This window comes from Schaalia sp. HMT-172, assembly GCF_030644365.1.
In the GTDB taxonomy this organism is placed as follows: domain Bacteria; phylum Actinomycetota; class Actinomycetes; order Actinomycetales; family Actinomycetaceae; genus Pauljensenia.
In genome coordinates this window covers 371213-389470 of sequence record NZ_CP130058.1, presented here as the reverse complement: position 1 = coordinate 389470, position 18258 = coordinate 371213, and the positions used below count along the sequence as shown (strand labels likewise).

Here is an 18258-nt window from a genome sequence, read left to right as displayed (position 1 = left end):
CCCTACGCCGCGCGCGCCAGGCCGACGACGCGCGCCCGGGCAGGCGTTCCGGTCGCCCGCGACCAGGCAGCGACGACCGCGTCAAGGTCCACGGTCGGGTCGACCAGGAGCGCCGTCGACAGCGCCTCCGCGAGCACCCCCGATGTGGCCACGACACTGACCTGCCGCACGCCCACGCGCGCCGGGTAGCCCGTCCGCGGGTCGATGATGTGGTGGTCCAGCAGGCGCGAGGAGGGCGCCGCCCCATCGGCGCGCGAGGACGCGGTAGCATCGGCCGCGCACGCGGATGTTTCGCCGGTTGTTTCACGCAGGGACGAGGCCTGCCCTCCCCCACCGGGCGCGCCCGGCTCGGCAGCAACAACGGTGGCATGAGCACGAGCATCGGCGCGCGAGGACGTGGCAGTTTCGGCCGCGCACACGGGTGTTTCATGGGTTGTTTCACGCAGGGACGAGGCCTGCCCTCCCCCACCGACAACACCCCCTTCAACCATGGGAAGAGGGGCAGGCGCGGACAGACCTGACAAACTCGGCATATGAGCAACGGCTTGTATACCAGCGCCAGTGACAGACGCGCGCGAGGGAGCAATACCCACGCCACAAACACCCGTTTCACGCACTATTTCACGCGTGGAAGCTCGCTGTGCGTCACGAGTGGCGGCACTGCTAGTGCCGCCCCCGGCGGCCTCAGCGGCAGCAACGACAGGACGAGTGCCACGAGGGTTATCCGCGCCCGAACAGAGACCACCAGCGCTCGCATCCCACGTTTCGACGCGCGCCACTCCACCCATCGGTCCCAGGTTGTCTCCGGACGTCGACAGGGACGCCATATCACCCACGGGAAGTTCCACGACGCCAGCAATCGCCGTGGGCGCGCCGTTCGGGTCACGCAGGCCGGCGCGCCAAGGGGACCCGTCGGCGCGAGTCCCGAACACCGACACCGACGACGTCCCCACCGACACAAGAACTCCGCGCGCCCCCATGGACACCGCCAGGTCGCGGCACGCGTCAGCGGTGTACCCCTTCGCGACGCCCCCCAGGTCGAGGCTGGGGCACGGCACTCCATCACGATGCCCTCGGCCATCCGTCGCGGACACGCGAGCGCCCTCGGAGGAGGCGCCTGCGGCCTGATTCTCATGCGAGGCGTCATAGGGTTGTCCGTCGCCACTAACGTAGCCGCGGGCGTCGACAGGAAGGCGACGAACGTCAACAGGAAGGCCGCGGGCGTCGACAGGAAGACCGCGGGCGTCGACAGGAAGGTCGCGGGCGTCAACAGGAAGACCGCGGGCCCCACTGCCGATTGCGGCGCCGGCGGGTGCCCGCAGAGTCCACCGCCGCTCGCCGACGCGCGACAGCAAGCCCCACGACGCGGACCGCACCGCCGCCTCCACAGCAGCCACGGAGGGCGCGGGCGGCAGCGCCGCGCCCGCGACGAACGCCGCCCGCATCGCCTTGACATCCCACGCGGCGACAAGCGGCCCGATCATCGGGTTGAACGCTCCCCCGGTCGCCTCGGCAAGCGCCAGAGCGCCGCGCAGCAGCTGGTCGGTTTCTTCGCTCACGACGAGGCCGGGGCCGCCCCCCGCGTCAGCGGTTCCTTCGCGGGATGGTTGCGAGTGGCGAAGCGGAGTATCCGGCGCGTCTGTGATCGAAGCGGAAGCTGTCACGCAGGCGGGCGAGGAGGCGGCGCGACGAGCGGCGTCTGTGCACGCGTCACCGGTCGCCGGCAACGCCTCGCCACCGTCCGCGTCGTGACAGCACGCATCATCGGTCGCCCGCAACGCCTCGCCGCCGTCCGCGTCGTGACAGCACGCGTCACCGGTGGCCGGCAACGCCTCGCCACCGTCCGCATCGTGACAGCACGCGGCATCGCGGACAGCGGCGTTCAGCCGCGACACCTCGGAAGAGGGCCGGAACGCGCTCCACAGGTCCTCGTGGCGGGCAACGACGCCCACGAGGGCGTTGACGATCGCCATGCCGTCACCGCCCCACCCGATAATGTCGACGCGGGTGCCCATCGCGGGGAACGAGGAGCGCCACGTGGGGGCACCATCCCCGGCCCGAGCATCCGCAACGTGCTGAGGGCCTGCCTGTGCATGAGCCTGCGCCGGAGAATCCCCCGCAACGGCATCCCCACCGCCCGCCCCGCGGGCGGGACCCGGAGCCTCGGCCACGGCCTCGTCCCCCGAGACGCTCGCAGAGCGCACAGGGCCCACGGAACCCGCAGAGCCCACGGAACCCGCAGGGCCCACGGGCTCAGCTGTCGGAGTCGTCGAGGCCGCCGTCCTTCGTGGACTCGTCCAGGCCGGGGATGGTGATGTCGTCGGCCGCCTCGGCCGAGACGCCCTGGGAGGCGGCGATGGCGCGGATCGCGGCCTGCACGAACTGCTGGTGGGCGACGGTGGCGCCGGTGATGACGTCGACCTTGGCGGGGTCGCCGACCTGCGTGAGGTTGTCGGAGTACTCCTGGTAGGAGGCGACGGCGGCCTGCGCCTTCTTGTAGTAGTCCTGGTTGAAGACTTCGCCGGCGGAGTTCTTGCCGTAGTCGGCGCCCTTGTCGGTGCCGTTCGCGAGGGTCGTCTCGTAGGAGGTGGCGGTGATGCGCCCGCCCTCGACGGTGATGGTGATGGTGCCGATGGAGCCCTGGTCGTCGGGGTTGGACTGGGCGGTCCACGTGCCATCGCTCATGGGCTTGCTCATGTCTAGGCCGGTGGAGGGCTGGCAGGCACCCAGGATAGTGGCGCCGAGCGCGCCGAGGACCGCGAACGAGGCCGGGGCGGCCCATCGGGAGCGCGCGTGAAGAGTGTTGCGGGCGGTCATCGCACCTTGTCCTTTCCGCTGCGCGCGTCGCTGTCGCGACCGGGGAGAACGAGCCCCGAGGCGCGCTGTTCGAAGTTGTGGTCGTGCCAGGTTTCCTTCACGACCTTGCCGTGATCGAGTCGGATTTCGCGCTGGCCCTGTTCGGCGACGAGCGCGTCGTGGGTGACGACCATGAGGGTCGTGCCGTCCTGGTGGAGCTGGTTGAACAGGTCGAGGACGATCTCCTCATTGGTCTCGTCGAGGTTGCCGGTGGGTTCGTCGGCCAGCAGCAGCTTGGGGTAGTTGATGAGGGCGCGGGCCACGCACACGCGCTGCTGTTCGCCGCCGGAGAGCTGGCGGGGCAGGTGGGTGGCGCGATCGGCCAGGCCGACGCGGTCGAGGGCCTCGAGGGCTTCCTTCTCGTCGGGCATCGAATGGTAGTACTGGGCGACCATGACGTTCTCGAGGGCCGTGAGGTGGCCGATGAGGTGGAACTGCTGGAAGACGAGGCCGATGGTGCGGCAGCGCACCTCGGTGAGCTCGTCGGCGGTCAGGTCGGAGATGTCGTGCCCGTCCAGCATGACGGTGCCCTTGGTGGCGGTGTCCATGGCGCCGACGATGTTCATGAGTGTGGTCTTGCCGGAGCCCGACGGGCCGACGATGGACACCCACTGGCCGCGCGGGATCGCGAGGGACACGTTGTCGAGGGCGTGCAGGTCGCCGTAGATCTTGGAGACCCCGTCGAGGGTCAGCAGGGCGTCAGTGGGGGCCGACGAGGCCTGGGCGGCCTCGGGCGCGTCGGCAGCGGCAGTGGGGGTGGTGTCGGGGGTTGTCATGGTGGTTCTCATTCTCCGCGCAGGACGAGCGCGGGGTCGACGGCCAGTGCGCGACGCACGGGCGGGAGGCAGGCGAGGACGGCGATGAGGATCGAGCAGGCGACCGTGCCCAGGAGGATCACGGGGTGCAGCGAGATGGAGCGGTGGAAGACGGAGGTGGAGATGAGGACGGCGAGGCCGTAGCCGGCCCCGGCACCCAGGACGCCTCCGATGAGCCCGAGCATGACGCCCTCGCCCATGAACTCGCGGGTGATGGATCGCGCGGTTGCTCCCAGGGCCTTGCGCAGGCCGATCTCGTTGCGTCGCTCGGTGACGACGGCGATCATCGTCGTGGACACGCCGATCATGGTCAGGGCGAGCACGATGACGGTGATGACGACGAGCAGGGAACGCAGCATCGCGAGCACGCCCGTGTCGGACTGAGCGAGGCGGCGCACGGTTTGAGCGTGAATGTCGGGGTTCGCGGCGTTCATCGCGTCGGCGATGGCGCTGAGCTGGTCGCCCTCCAGGGCGATCGAGTACTCGGCGAGCGACACGGTGTCGGTCTGCCCGGTCAGCGCGCTCATGTCCTGGGGGGACATGTACACGTAGCCGTCTTCGTTGCCGCCGGTCTTGAGGATGCCGGACACGGTCAAGGTGACGGTGCGCGGATCGACCTTCAGGCCCGAGGCCTGCGCCCCGGACTGCGCGGCGGCCTTCGAGGACGCGGAGGCGTCCAGCTGGCTGACCGTGATCGTGTCACCGGCCTTCACGTCGATCGTCGAGGCGACCTGCTCGCCCACGAGGATCTGGCCCGAGGCCTCGGGCCACTCCCCATCCACGTACCAATACGGGTTCATGGCGTGCACGGCCGCCAGGTCGGCTCCGCCCGCCACGAACGGCTGGTCATTGATCGTGACGGTCTCGTAGTCGAAGGACGCAGACCCGACCAAAGCACTCGCGGGCACCTGAGCGGTCGCGGCGGTCACGGCCTCGTCCGTGATGGGCACGTCGCCGGCGGGGGTGACGACGAGGTTGGCTCCGTAGGAACGGATCTCGCGGGCCATCTGCGCGGGCACGTCGACCGCGATCGTGACGAGGCCGGACAGGGTCGTCGCACCGATGGCGACGGCGAGGACCGCGATGAGGACGCGGGAGCGGCGGCGCAGGATGGAGGAGATAACCATCCGCCAGAACATTGCTCGTCTGGACATGGGCATCACCTTCCGTGCAGGACTTCAGCCGCGTTGAGGCGCAGCAGGTAGCGGATCGCCGGGATGGAGGCTCCCAGGACGACGAGGATGACGAGGACGGCGACGAGACCGACGACGACCGGCGCAAACGCGATCGAGGAGTGGAACACCATGTACCCGATCGCCTGCGCCAGCGCGAGGCCGCCGCCGTAGCCGAGCACGCCGCCGACCAATCCCACGATGATCGTCTCGGTCAGGAACAGCGCGATGATCTGTTTATCTTTGGCACCCACGGCCTTCATGAGGCCGATTTCGCTGGAGCGCTCCATGACGCCCGCGGTCACCAGGTTCGCAATGGCCAGGGCTGAGGCGATGAGCGCCAGCACGGTCACGAGGACCATGAGCAGCTGGGTCTTCTCCAGGATCGTGCCCTCGGACTGGGCGACCTGGCGGACCGGGCGGGCCACGGAGTCCGTCATGACTTCCTCGATCTGGTAGGCGATCGAGGAGACGTAGGCCGTGCAGTACCAGGTTTCTTTTTCCTTCACCGTCAGCGAGTTCGGGTTTTTCGCGGCCTTGCGGGCCAGGTCGTTATCCGGCGTGGTGAGGGCGGAGACCTCGACGCTGCCGACTGCCCCCTCACGCCCGATGAGCGCCTGCGCCTGCGCCAGCTGAATAAACACGCCGCGGTCAGCGTCGTCGCCGCTGGTGATGATGCCGCGCACCGTGAAGTCGCGCGTGATCCCCTCGCGGGTGAGCGTGAAGGAGTCGCCGACGGCCAGCCCGTGCGCGGCAGCGTAGGTCGTCCCAACGACCGCTCCGTCCGCGTCGTCGTCCGCCGGCCACGCGCCCTCCAGCCCCCACCATCCGCGGAGCCTGTCCAGGCCCGTCTCGACGCTCTCGCCGGTGGCCAGCTCGAGGTGGTGGCTGAACCAGGTGCCGGTCGTTGGCACGTGCTCGCCGCTCGCGTCGGTCGCGGACACGTTCAGCAGCGGCGCGAAGTCGAGGATGTTGTAGGTCCAAAAAATCGTCTTGATGTTGCCCAGCTCGTCCTCACGCAGGTACGAGCGGGCCTCGGCGGCCTCGCCCGTGTTGTAGAGGTCATCGAGGACGGCCGCACCCTGGGGGCGCACAACGATGTTCGCGCCGTAGGACTTAAGTTCCTGGTTGACCTTGTCGCCCACGTTGAACATGACGGAGAGCATAGATGTGGCCACGCAGGCGCCCAGCGCGACGGTCAGGGCGATCATCAGGTGGCGGTTGCCGCGCCTCGTGAGGGCGCCGCGGAGCATTCGGAAAAACATGCGGACCCCTTACTTCACGAAGACCGAGGCCGAGGCCTCGAGCGCAGAGATCGGAACCGTCAGCGTGCCGTTGGAGACCTTGTAGTCGATGGGGATCGGGTTACAGCCGCCCTTAAAGCCGATGGTCGCGATGTTCATCGCCACTTCACACAGCTTGCAGATGACCTTGCCGTCCTTCTCGTAGTAGCCGGTGGGACCGCAGATATCGCACGCGTCCAGGCCCACGCCGAAGGAGGAGCCGGACTTTTGGATGACGATGAAACGCACCTTGACGCCGCCCGAGGTCGTGTACTCATAGCGGTGCAGGTGGCCGTCCGAAATGTCGGCCAGGTTGAGGCTCACCTGGTCGTCGACGACGCTGAAGGACTCGGGCGGGGAGAGCTCAACCTCCTGGCTGCCGTAGGCCACGCCGACCGTGATCAGCAGGGCGCCGCACAGGTAGCCGATCGCGGCGGTGCCCGCCATGGACTTGTACAGCCGCGAGCGCGCACGGCCCAGGCGGCCCTCAGCCGGGTTAGCCCCGACGGTCGGGATCGCGCGGGACGCGCGCCACGTCAACACGACGACCGCGCACAGGGCCAGCGCGGCCACGATCGTGAAGACGGCCTCGTGGTTGATGAACCAGGAGATAACATCCCACGACGACTTGGGAATCGTGATCCAGTGCTTGGCCTTCATGATGCGGACGATCAGCAGCGCATAGTCGACCAGCAGGGACACCAGAATCACGCCCGCAGGCCACACGCGGTTATTCCACGCACACATCCGGTAGGACACCCACGCCAGGAAGCTCACGAGCAGCCACGCCAGGACGTAGCCGAGGATCGCGAGGACAACCTGAGTCGAGTAGATTTCAACACCGCCCGACATCATCAGGAGCGCCTGATTCATGGCGGTGGGCACGGCTCGGAAGAGCGAGACGGCGATGAACAGGGCACCGACGATACGCACGAGGACATCACCGGGCAGCGCGGTTTCCATCGACGAGGCCGCCCGGGCCTCGTCGTCGGCGTCGCCGGGCAGGAGGGAGCGCATGCGGCGCGAGCGCACGGCAACGAGCGCGAGGAAGACGAGCGCCAGCACAATCGCGATCGGGAGGGTGATCAGGCCGACCGTCTGGCGGTTGATCAGCTTGGGGGCTTCGACATTGACGGCCGTCAGCGCCAACGAGGACACCAGGCCCAACGCGATACCGAACCAGACCGCCCGCGAGCGGGCCTTCTTTCCTCGGCGGCCGCGGCCCGTGGCCGGCATGAAGCGGATGACGGCGCCGAGCGCGAGCATCGTCAACAGCAGCGTCAAGGTTGCTTCGCTCATCTGCTGAAGCATTGGCTTTCCTCCCGAAATAAAGGTTCACCGAAGTCTCACGATTCCGGTGTCAAGTCTAGTCCCCCCACGGGGCGGGGGCCGAGGCCAGCGGTCCGACACAGGAACCACTGCCTCGGCCCCACGAAGCGTGCGAGTCGATCACCAGGACACGGCCGTGGGATCCCACTGCCAATCCGGGAACTCGGCGACGAGCGGCTCAGTCCAGAAGCGGCCCTCGACGCCCGTGGTCTTGTCGGTGTGCAGCAGCCAGCCGCTGGGAGGCTTGATCGTGAAGGTCACGTCGTAGGTGCCCGCATCCAGCTTGGGCAGGTTCAGGCCGTAGTGCGGGCCGTCGGACGCGTTCATCGGCATGAGCGTGCCCTGCTGAACGACGTTACCGGACTTGTCCGCGATCGAGTAGTCCACGGTCAGACCGGGCACGAAGTCGCCCGCGCCGTAACCGAGCTTGTTGTCGGCGGCCGCGGAGACGTCAGCCTCGATGTGCATCGAGGACTCGGCGGCCGGGGTGCCGACCTCGGGCTCCATGTCGACGGGCTGGAAGTAGACGCCGCCCACCACGAGGGGGCCGACGTGGACGTCGTCGCCGAGGGGCTGCTCTTCGAAGCCAGCGTCCTCGCCGGGGGCGGGGGCGGCAGGGTCAGCCGCGGCCGACGACGAGGCGGCGGGCTTGTCAGTGGAGGACGAGGAGGAGTTGTTGGAGCAGGCCGCCAGGGTGCCTGCGAGGGCCAGCGTGGCCAGGGCCGCGCCGACGCGGAACAGAGAACGCTTCATGTGATGATCTCCTGTGCGTGTTGGTTGGATAAAACGTCGGTGTCGCTCGAGAGGAGTCAGTCCTGCGCCCGCGACTGGGCGGCGGCCTCGCGGGCGAGGCGAGCTTTTCCGAAGAAATAGAGACCGACGATGATGGCGAGAACGATGGCTTGCGCGGCCAGGTTCTCCACTCGGGGGTAAATCCCCAAGAGGTCAATAGTGGGGAAGCCGGAGATGGGCGTCAGGGACACGACGTCCGCCTCCTGAAGCTCCCCGATACCAGAACCCGTGAACGTGAAGGCCATGAAGGCCATCAGCAGCGAGGTAATGGTGAAGAAGGGGCGCAGCGGGATGCGGACCGCCGCGAACTGGATGAGCAGGTAGATGATGACCAGGGCCACGAGGCCGACCGCCAGGCCGATCCACACGTAGTGAACCTTGTCGCCCGCAGCGGCGACGATCGGGACGTAGAAGAGGATCGTCTCCGCACCCTCGCGCAGGACCGCGAGGAAGGAGATGAACGCCAGGCCCAGCAGGGAGCCGCTGCTCAGCGAGGCGTCCGTCTGCTTCTTGATGTACTCGTCCCAGGCCTTGTTGGAGGACTTGTTAATCATCCAGTTGGAGACCCAGATCAGCATGACGACCGCGAAAAGCGCCGCGAAGCCCTCGAGGAGCTCCTGGTTGGCGCCCGCCAGGGAGGTGACATAGCTGAAGAGGAAGGCCAGGCCGACGGACAGGGCGAAGGCGAGTGCCACGCCGCCCCACACGATCGGGGTCTTCTTCTTGTGGCCGGCCTTGGCCAGGTAGGCCAGGACCGCGGCGACGACCAGGATCGCCTCCATGCCCTCGCGCAGGATGACGAGGAGGGAGGGCAAGAACTGGGCGATCCACGGGGAGGTGCCCGAGCCATCGGTGGCGTTGTCGGCCGCCTTGCCGGTGTAGCCGTCGAGGGTGTTGGCGTCCTCGCGGATGTAGTTCGTCAGCGTCGCGAGATGCTGGTCGACGGCCACCGAGTCATCGTCGGTCATGGCCTTCTTGAGGAGGGAGAATTCCATCTCCACCTGGGAGACGCGCGAGCCGGAGATGCGGCTCATGACCTGCTTCTCCATGCCGGTGATCTCGTAGTGCTTGTAGTAGGCCTCGTTGACCTTGTCCTTGCCGGCCTTGGCGTCGCCGCCCTTGTAGGCGTTGGCGCCGTCCTGAAGGATGCCGTTGATGGTCTTGGCGACCTCACCCCACGCGCCGGGGCTGTAATCGTCCGACGAGGCCTGGGCGGCGGTACCGGGGGCCACGCCGTCCAGGGAGGCGCCGTCTTCGACCATGTACTGCTTGAGGGTCGTGGCGTGGCTGTCGACGCCAGCGCTGTCGCCGTCGGTCATGGCCTTCTTGAGGAGGGAGAACTCCATCTCCACCTGCGAGACGCGCGCACCGGAGATGCGAGCCATGACCTGCTTCTCCATGCCGGTGATCTCGTAGTGCTTGTAGTAGGCGTCGTTGATCTTGTCCTTGCCACCCTGCGCGTCGCCTGCCTTGAAGGTGGAGACGCCTTCGTCGATGAGGCCGTTGATCGTGGTCGAAACATCGCTCCACGTCTGATCCGCGGCGCGCGAGGGAGCGGCGACGACGGCCAGAGCGAGGGCCGCCATCACGGCGACGATAAGAACGCGACTGAGTCGCTGACCAATACTGTGTGCGTGAGCGCGAATACTGTGTGCGTGAGCGCGAAGCACTGTCACCGCTTGCCTCCTGACGAGTCGGCGCACGAGGGCGCCACGATGGAATGTCTACCAATCAGCGTAACCACATCTGGCCCAGGTGAAAAGTAGTCCGTTTAGGTTGTCCTAAATTGTGACCATGCCGTGACGGTGTCTAGCGCGGGGACATAGCCCCATTGAGGGACTAAGGGCCCAGGATTGTCGCTTGCTGACGCGGTGCCATAAAAGGGCGACAGATCAGGCAACATGCATCTTCCATCGAGCCACAACGAGGCGCACGCAGCGCCCGATACCGCCACCTCGCTCCCAGACACTGACCAGACATCCCAAACCTCCAATCGGGTCTAAGACAGTCTCCGCAACACCCGGGACAGCTCAGCGTCCACGGCCGATAAAGGGATCAGAGAGCGACGGCGGTAACCACCCCTCCAAAAGTCGCAGGAAATTTAACTCGGTCATTTTTCGAGATAGGCCACAAACGTTGCAATTCCAACGATGTAAATTCAATGTTTGAACAAGCCACAGGGGAATTGCATGCGACGTTGTTGGGGAACCACTCCGGTATTTCAAACGGAAGAACCCACCGGCGTGGAGGGAGCCCAATGGTCCGGAGGGCCAGGCCGAGGCTCCCGCAGACGGCAGCTACACTCAACCCTGACATATTTCGCATGCAATTCCCCCGAGCAACAATCAAAGAGAGCTCAAAAACCGCAGAATATCAACGATCCGATTTCAAAACTTGAAATATGGGCAGGGGAATTGCATGCGACATTGTTGGGGAACCACTCCGGTATTTCAAACGGAAGAACACGCCGATTGGCGCGCGCCCACCGATTGGAACGCACCCGACGGTCCGGAGGGCCTGCGGCGCCGACACGCGCCATCGAGAGCCCCTAAACAAATTTCGCACGTAATTTAACTCGGTCATTTTTCGAGATAGCCCACAAACGTTGCAATTCCAACGATGCCAATTCAATATTTGAACAAGCCGCAGGGGAATTACGTGCGACATTGTTGGGGAACCACTCCACAACGTGGCGAGGCCGCGACCGGTTTCCCGGCCACGGCCTCGTCGTTACGCTCGGCGGGAGGCACGCAGCACAGCGGTGCCACCCGCCTGGCGGATCAGGCGGTCATGTCCACGTGGTCCTCGACCGCGGCGCGGCCAGCCTCGAGGCGTGCGACGGGGACGCGGAACGGGGAGCAGGACACGTAGTCCAGGCCCACGCCGTGGAAGAAGTGGATCGACGCCGGGTCGCCACCGTGCTCGCCGCACACGCCGAGCTTGATGTTCGGCTTGGTGGAGCGGGCGCGGCGCACGCCCTCGGAGACCAGGGTGCCCACGCCGTGGACGTCGATGGACTCGAAGGGGGAAACGCCGAAGATGCCGGCCTCGATGTACTGCGGGAAGAACACGCCTTCGACGTCGTCGCGCGAGAAGCCCCACACGGTCTGCGTCAGGTCGTTGGTGCCGAAGGAGAAGAAGTCGGCTTCCTCGGCGAGGTCCTCGGCCGTCATGGCGGCGCGCGGCAGCTCGATCATGGCGCCGATGGAGACGCCGGACAGGTCGACGCCGCGGGCGGCGGCGACGGAGGCGATGATGCCTTCGGCCTCTTCGCGCACGAGCTGGAGTTCACGCACGGAGCCGACGAGCGGGACCATGATCTCGGGGCGCGGGTCGAGGCCGCGGCCCACGAGCTGCGCGGCCGCCTCGCACAGGGCGCGCATCTGCAGGGCGAACAGGCCGGGCAGGTAGATGCCCAGGCGCACGCCGCGCAGGCCCAGCATGGGGTTCTGCTCGTGCATGCGGCGAACCTCGACGAGCATGGCCTCGTCGGCAGGGTCGAGGGTGCCGGTGGCCTTGCCGACGGCGACCTTGGTCTCCAGCTCGATGAGGGCGGGCATGAACTCGTGGAGCGGCGGGTCGATGAGGCGCACGGTCATCGACTTGCCGTCCATGACCTCGAGCATCTCGAGGAAGTCCTGCTTCTGCAGCTTCTCGAGCTCGTCGAAGGCGGCCTGGCGCTCGTCGGACTCGGGGGCGGAGAGGATGGCGCGCTCGACGAGCGGGCGGCGCTCGCCCAGGAACATGTGCTCGGTGCGGCACAGGCCGATGCCCTCGGCGCCGAAGGCGATGGCGCGCTTGGAGTCGAGGGGGGTGTCGGCGTTGGCGCGCACGCGCAGGCGGCGGACCTTGTCGGCGTGGGACAGGAGCTTGTCGACGGCCTCGACGAGCTCGCGGGTGCCCGCATCCTCGCCGGCGGCGGCGAGGCCGGCCTTGAGGCCCTCGGCAAGGTAGGTGGTGACGGGCGAGTCGGTGACGGCGACCTCGCCGCGGAAGATTTCGCCGGTCTGGCCGTCGATGGCGATGGTGTCGTCGGCGGTCAGGACGAGGTCACCGATGGTGACGGTGCCGGCAGCTTCGTCGATGACGAGGGACTCGGCGCCACACACGCAGGTCTTGCCCATGCCGCGGGCGACGACGGCGGCGTGCGAGGTCTTACCGCCGCGCGCGGTGAGGACGCCTTCGGCGGCGACCATGCCGGGCAGGTCGTCGGGGTTGGTTTCGCGGCGCACGAGGACGGTCTTGACGCCTTCGCTGGCGGCCTCGACAGCCTGCGCGTTGTTGAAGGCGATCTTGCCGACGGCGGCACCCGGGGAGGCGGCCATGCCGCGAGCGATGAGGTCCTTGTCGGCCTTCGCGTCGAACTGGGGGAACATCAGCTGGGTGAGCTGGTCGCCGGTGACGCGGCCCAGGGCCTCGTCGCGGGTGATGAGCTTTTCGCCGAGGAGCTGGGTGGCGATGCGGAACGCGGCGGCGGCGGTGCGCTTGCCGACGCGGGTCTGGAGCATCCACAGCTTGCCGCGCTCAATCGTGAACTCGATGTCGCACATGTCGCGGTAGTGGGTCTCGAGCTTGCGCATGATGGCGCGCAGCTCGTCGTAGACGGGCTTGTTGATGCGCTCGAGGTCGGACAGGGCCAGCGTGTTGCGGATGCCGGCGACGACGTCTTCGCCCTGGGCGTTCTCCAGGTAGTCGCCGTAGACGCCGGAGTGGCCGGAGGAGGGGTCGCGGGTGAAGCACACGCCGGTGCCGGAGTTTTCGCCCATGTTGCCGAATACCATGGTGCAGATGTTGACGGCGGTGCCCAGGTCGTGGGGGATGCGCTCGCGGCGGCGGTAGATGCGGGCGCGCTCGGTGTTCCAGGAGCGGAAGACGGCTTCGATGCCCATGTCCATCTGGGTGCGGGGGTCCTGGGGGAAGTCGTTGCCGGTCTGCTCCTTGACGATGCCCTTGAAGGTGTCGACGAGGCCCTTGAGATCCTCGGCAGTCAGCTCGGTGTCGCCCTTGACGCCGCGCTCGGCCTTGAGGGCGTCGAGGGCGTCGGAGAAGAGGTCGCCGTCGATGTCGAGGACGGTCTTGCCGAACATCTGGATGAGGCGGCGGTAGGAGTCCCACGCGAAGCGCTCGTTACCGCTAACGGCCGCGAGGCCGAGAACGGACTCATCGTTGAGGCCGATGTTGAGGACGGTTTCCATCATGCCGGGCATGGAGAACTTGGCGCCGCTTCGCACGGAGACGAGGAGCGGGTCGGTGGGGTCGCCGAGGTGGCGGCCCATCTGGTCTTCGACGCCGCGCAGCGCGCGGGTGACCTCGGTGGCAAGCGATTCGGGGACGGTCGATTCCTTGAGGTATGCGCGGCACGCCTCGGTGGTGATCGTGAAGCCGGGGGGAACGGGCAGGCCGAGCTTCGTCATCTCGGCGAGGTTCGCTCCCTTTCCTCCGAGGAGGTCCTTCATGGACTTGTCGCCCTCGGAGAAGTCGTACACATACTTGACCATCGTGGTCCTCAACTTCCGTTTTTGCGATGATTGGCCCGACGCCGGGCCGCTACCACAGGCAAGGATACACGCATCAAGGGACTAAGGTCACTTCAAGACACACCCCGTTATGATTGTCCTTACATTGACGAGGCCGTGGTTGCTTGTCGGGTATCGTGCCCTCGGGCGGAAGTGGGCGTCAAGCGGGCTGGTCAGGGGTATCGGCGAGGCTGTCACACAGGCGCCGGCGGGCGCGGCGTTCGGCCGACCGGGGGCGGACAGACGGACGTGGGCGGACAGACGGACGTGGGGCGGGCCCGAAGGCCCACCCCACGAGAGCTGCGAGAGCCGGTCAGAGTGCGAGAATCGAGCCTAGAGCGCCCACCTAGGCAGGCTCCGGCAGCGCATCAGCACAAGTCATCCGTAGACAATCAGGACACACCACGGTAGAACAAGGCCCGATCGAGCGCGCTACGCACGCCAGGGACGAACCCACCCCCTAGCCAACCTTGATCGGTGCACGATCCTCAAAACCAAGCATCTGAAAGCAACCCAAAACCAGCGCCCCAACAGCACTACTGCTGCAGAAACTGCTATGCCCTAAGACTATAGCCCCGGATATTTTGGAGCAACTCCAAGCAGTCGCGAGGCAGCCTTCCCCTCAGTATGCTCGAGGTCACTCACGTAATCGTGGAGGGAGTAGCCGAACGTTTCCAGGTCATAAGCGAGCGCCTTGAGAGCGTCGACAACGAAAGTAGCCATCTTACTAAACTCGGGCGCAACTCCATTTGGAGCCCGACCGATGCTGCGATGCCTCGAGAAAACGAGACTAGCATTCAATCCAGACATTTCGCCCGCAACCGCACGAAGCTTGCCTGCAAGATGCGGGAGCGCGTCATCTGCTACAGATCTAACCCCGCTACAAGAGACTTCGAGCGCATTTGCTTTCATCAATATGGGTCTTGGCTCGATATCAAAGCACTCCATCTGGGAATTAATTGTTTTCCCCAAGTCATTGACACGCTCTGCAAGCTTATCTTCAGCATCGCGGAGAGCCTGATTCAGACTCTTCTTACCACTCACGATAGATTCGTTGACCGCACGAGCCCCCGCATCGCGCCCTTGCCCAAGGCCGGTCGCTTGAGCATTACCCTTACTCTCTTGAAATTTAAAGGCATATATTCCTTGAATAGCTGTAACACCAGCTTTTAACCCTCCCGCAACATTTTTCGAGGAAACCGCCTCTACAGCCTCAATTCCCCAGGTCACAACCGACAACACGCCAGCTAGCGTAATACTAGCCTTTTTGCGCGGCAGCTCAGCCGCTAGCTTATCCATTGCAGGCCCGAGATTCTTTTGAAATGCCTCGATAACATCCTTCTCCGACTGTGCAATCGACTGCAACGAGGCAACCACGGCACCTATCGAGGAGATGACAGAGCGAACCCGGAATACAACACTAGTCGTGATAGCCGCATATTGACCATCTCTAATCAGGTTTGCCAATCCCTCAATGGAAGATACATAAGAAGATATCGTCCCCTGCTGCCCCGACGAAGACATATTCAGCGTAACACGAATCGTATCTATTTGCTTACATAGTTTCTCCATATCACCCACTGCAGGCAAGGAATCATGTAGCGGGGAACAGGCCTTACGAACAGTAGTCCGGATATACGCGAAGTCATCCTTATAGCGATGACGCTCCACTGATGACACATATATATTACCGACCGTTTCAACCGCCCCACCCCCTTCACCCTTGCCATTCGGACGAACAACATAGATATATGCCTGATCACCATCATCATCAGACATATCCGCCACATAATAGCCACCACGCTTATCATAACCGAGAGCAGCCATATAACGATCAATCGACGCCACAACGATTGCATCTATTTTCGCGTCACAATTATCAATTGCCCAACCCGGCATCTTGAAGCCACCTTTCACATATAGTCAGTGCCAGCCACATGGCTAACTCGTTTCAGACACTGACCTCTTGGTATAGACTAACTCGCTTTGGCCGGTTATTCAATAGACGGTCCGATTCTGTCAAGATGCGGACCGACATGCTACGCATCCGAGTGACAAGAAGGCAGAGGTCGCAACTAGCAGCTTGCACAGTGAGCCCCATTGATCACTGATGGCCATCAAGTACACTCTGTCGCCACACAGGCGTCGGCGGGGGCGGCGTTCGGTCGGCCGGGGGCGGGCAGACGGACGTGGGGCGGGCAGACGACCGGGGCGGGCAGACGACCGGGGCGGGCAGACGACCGGGGCGGGCAGACGACCGGGGGCTGACAGACGGACGTGGGGCAGGCCCGAAGGCCCGCCCCACGAGAGCTGCGAGAGCCGAGAAGGCGACGAGGCCCGCCCGGCCACCTGCCAACCGCGCAGGTCGTCAACCGATAGCCCCTCAGGGACGGATCACGACGATATGCGGTTCGCCTTCTTCGTCGAAGCACACCCGACTGTGCGCGATGAAAGCGTCGATGCCCTCGTCGTTTCGATACGCGGCAACCGCCACTTCGAGGAGATCACCGGAGTCGCGCGTCGGGGCCTCCACGTCCACCCGCTCGGCTCCCGCAACCGACATGTTGGAACACACGGCCCCCTCGGGCACGTCACCCAGGACGCACGAGCTGGCGACGGATCCGAGCTGATCCTCATGCCAGGCGCGAGTGCTCTCATCCTGCGTGACATCGATCTGATGCTCTCTCGACTCGGAGAGAACACTGAGAGTCGAGGCCCCAGAGACAGAGTCAACGGCCACCTGAGTATGCTCACTGACCTTGGCAACCGACACATCGTAGATGCCGGGGTAGGCGTAGACGACCGCGCCGCCAGAACCCGCGTGCCACAGGCCATCCGTCGAGGCGGCAACCGGGAAGGTTGCGCCGCCATCGCCGGAGGCGCCCAGCGCCCCCAACGACACTCCTCCCACACTCACATCGGAAGCGTAGCCATACGCCCGCACCGTCTCCACGTGCGCGGCGCCCGAGACGACGCGCCACATGCCCACGTGCGGCCTGGGCACACCCACACGCTCCAGGTAAATCTCGCGCGTGATCGTGCGCCCGTTGACGGACAAATCAATGCTCGCCCCTTGACGCCCCCGTACATCACGCTCGTCGTACACCCGAACGCTCACCACGCTACTGGGCTCCGACACGCGGCCACGGCGCAGATCGGGCACCTCCCCGACCTCCGACAGCAATTCGGCAGTCTCCACGCCCATCGCGTCCTCGAAGCGCCCCTGCGCGATCGCCTCGGCGTAGTAGCGCACAGCCGCCTCCGCGCTCACGCTGAACGAATACACGAGGCCACCCACCACCGGCAGCACAACAAAAACACACACGAGGACGACGATGGTCCGCACGCGATTCTTCATGGCATAGCCTCTTCTCTCATTACGACAACACTACGGGCGCCACAACGCGCCCACTCACCGGTTCGAAGGGTAGTGAGACTCCTCGCCGACCCTGAACACGACACGAGCATCGCCCGCCTCGTCGAAGCACAGCGCACCCGCCAGCTCGACGGCAACAACATCGGCGTCAGTCTCAATCCAGAACGTTTCCGAACCGTCTAGACCATTGGGCTCCCACCAAACCTTCTCCTCCGCCAGTTCATCGGTCACAGTACCCGAAAAGTCGAAAGTGGGACACAGTGCACCCTGCGCTGCTTCCGATCCAAAACATGACCGCCCGAGCGAGTCGAAGGCACCCTCAAACCACGCGCGCGTCTCATCGTCAGGCATGATGCTGATCGTCTGATCCGATCCGTACCCGGCCAACTCAATCGACGAGGCACCAACCTCGGAATTAATGAGCACATCCGTATGCTCACTCACCTTATCGACCGCAACCTCATAGACACCCGGGTACGCATAGACAGTCGTCGCATTAACGTGCTGGGGCACCACACCATCGGCCGACACCCCCGCAGGAATAGCGACACCGTCACTGCTCGTCGTCCCCACAGGGCCAAGTGACACCCCGCCGACACTGACGTCTGAGGCATAGCCCTCCAGGGTGACATGGTCGAATTGAGCGAGCCCCTCGGACACCCGCCACGAACCCACGTGAGGACGAGGCAAACCCGAACGCTCCAAAGAGATGATGTGCCGGAAGCTACGCCCGTCAATACTCATCTCAACCCACACGTCCTGCTTGCCGTCGCCGTCAGGATCGCCGATCGCGATCACACCCGTCACGCTCGCGAGAGACGACGGCTGGCTTCGACGCAGATCGGGCACCTCCTCCCCGACCTCCGACAGCAATTCGGCAGTCTCCACGCCCATCGCGTCCTCGAAGCGCCCCTGGGCGATCGCCTCGGCGTAGTAGCGTGCAGCCGCCTCAGCACTGATCCTCGACAGATACACGAGGCCACCCACCACCGGCAGCACAACAAAAACACACACGAGGACGACGATGGTCCGCACGCGACTCTTCACGACATCACTTCCTCTCTCAGGCGTCCTCCCGGATGCGGCCAGCGCCCGCGCTCGCGACTTCCAAGTGGTCAA

At 65.2% G+C, this 18258-nt stretch carries 12 protein-coding genes; all 12 read right to left on the bottom strand.

The window, feature by feature from the left end:
* Positions 1–2: 2 nt before the first annotated feature.
* The 12 genes from QU663_RS01560 to QU663_RS01505 all read right to left on the bottom strand — a co-directional run bounded on the left by QU663_RS01560 (position 3) and on the right by QU663_RS01505 (position 18186).
* Positions 3–2204 carry an FAD:protein FMN transferase gene (locus tag QU663_RS01560; protein WP_304990644.1) on the bottom strand — a complete coding sequence of 734 codons (2202 nt, stop codon included), beginning with the start codon at positions 2202–2204 and terminating at the stop codon, positions 3–5.
* A 49-nt stretch (positions 2205–2253) separates the two neighbouring features.
* Positions 2254–2817: a hypothetical protein gene (locus tag QU663_RS01555; RefSeq protein WP_009056751.1), complete on the bottom strand. Its 564-nt coding sequence runs from the start codon at positions 2815–2817 to the stop codon at positions 2254–2256.
* A complete protein-coding gene (locus QU663_RS01550; RefSeq protein ID WP_156912119.1) occupies positions 2814–3632 on the bottom strand; it encodes an ABC transporter ATP-binding protein in 819 nt (272 codons plus the stop codon). The genes QU663_RS01555 and QU663_RS01550 overlap by 4 nt, the downstream gene beginning before the upstream one ends.
* Positions 3633–3640: 8 nt before the next feature.
* Positions 3641–4825 (bottom strand): ABC transporter permease, encoded by a 1185-nt coding sequence (locus tag QU663_RS01545; protein ID WP_051267734.1) that lies wholly within the window; start codon positions 4823–4825, stop codon positions 3641–3643.
* Between the two features lie 5 nt (positions 4826–4830).
* Positions 4831–6108: an ABC transporter permease gene (locus QU663_RS01540; RefSeq protein WP_021611089.1), complete on the bottom strand. Its 1278-nt coding sequence runs from the start codon at positions 6106–6108 to the stop codon at positions 4831–4833.
* A gap of 9 nt (positions 6109–6117) precedes the next feature.
* On the bottom strand, positions 6118–7437 hold the full coding sequence (locus tag QU663_RS01535) for a DUF2318 domain-containing protein (RefSeq protein WP_021611090.1): 1320 nt from the start codon (positions 7435–7437) through the stop codon (positions 6118–6120).
* Between the two features lie 138 nt (positions 7438–7575).
* Complete coding sequence (locus QU663_RS01530; protein ID WP_021611091.1) at positions 7576–8208, bottom strand: iron transporter; 633 nt, start codon at positions 8206–8208, stop codon at positions 7576–7578.
* A gap of 56 nt (positions 8209–8264) precedes the next feature.
* Complete coding sequence (locus tag QU663_RS01525) at positions 8265–9833, bottom strand: FTR1 family protein (RefSeq protein ID WP_021611092.1); 1569 nt, start codon at positions 9831–9833, stop codon at positions 8265–8267.
* A 1194-nt stretch (positions 9834–11027) separates the two neighbouring features.
* The gene (ppdK, locus tag QU663_RS01520) at positions 11028–13745 is read right to left on the bottom strand and encodes a pyruvate, phosphate dikinase (RefSeq protein ID WP_021611095.1); all 2718 of its coding nucleotides are present in this window, start codon (positions 13743–13745) and stop codon (positions 11028–11030) included.
* Between the two features lie 585 nt (positions 13746–14330).
* Positions 14331–15680, bottom strand: a complete 1350-nt coding sequence (locus tag QU663_RS01515) for a hypothetical protein (RefSeq protein ID WP_156912120.1) — start codon at positions 15678–15680, stop codon at positions 14331–14333.
* Positions 15681–16146: 466 nt separating this feature from the next.
* The gene (locus QU663_RS01510) at positions 16147–17121 is read right to left on the bottom strand and encodes a hypothetical protein (RefSeq protein ID WP_021611097.1); all 975 of its coding nucleotides are present in this window, start codon (positions 17119–17121) and stop codon (positions 16147–16149) included.
* A 54-nt stretch (positions 17122–17175) separates the two neighbouring features.
* The gene (locus QU663_RS01505) at positions 17176–18186 is read right to left on the bottom strand and encodes a hypothetical protein (RefSeq protein ID WP_304990643.1); all 1011 of its coding nucleotides are present in this window, start codon (positions 18184–18186) and stop codon (positions 17176–17178) included.
* Positions 18187–18258 lie beyond the last annotated feature (72 nt).

What these genes read in the sequence shown, in the direction of transcription:
- QU663_RS01555 (WP_009056751.1), bottom strand. Translation starts at nt 2,817, where the DNA reads ATGACCGCCCGCAACACTCTTCACGCGCGCTCCCGATGGGCCGCCCCG.
- QU663_RS01550 (WP_156912119.1), bottom strand. Translation starts at nt 3,632, where the DNA reads ATGACAACCCCCGACACCACCCCCACTGCCGCTGCCGACGCGCCCGAG.
- QU663_RS01545 (WP_051267734.1), bottom strand. Translation starts at nt 4,825, where the DNA reads ATGTCCAGACGAGCAATGTTCTGGCGGATGGTTATCTCCTCCATCCTG.
- QU663_RS01540 (WP_021611089.1), bottom strand. Translation starts at nt 6,108, where the DNA reads ATGTTTTTCCGAATGCTCCGCGGCGCCCTCACGAGGCGCGGCAACCGC.
- QU663_RS01535 (WP_021611090.1), bottom strand. Translation starts at nt 7,437, where the DNA reads ATGCTTCAGCAGATGAGCGAAGCAACCTTGACGCTGCTGTTGACGATG.
- QU663_RS01530 (WP_021611091.1), bottom strand. Translation starts at nt 8,208, where the DNA reads ATGAAGCGTTCTCTGTTCCGCGTCGGCGCGGCCCTGGCCACGCTGGCC.
- QU663_RS01525 (WP_021611092.1), bottom strand. Translation starts at nt 9,833, where the DNA reads ATGGCGGCCCTCGCTCTGGCCGTCGTCGCCGCTCCCTCGCGCGCCGCG.
- ppdK (WP_021611095.1), bottom strand. Translation starts at nt 13,745, where the DNA reads ATGGTCAAGTATGTGTACGACTTCTCCGAGGGCGACAAGTCCATGAAG.
- QU663_RS01510 (WP_021611097.1), bottom strand. Translation starts at nt 17,121, where the DNA reads ATGAAGAATCGCGTGCGGACCATCGTCGTCCTCGTGTGTGTTTTTGTT.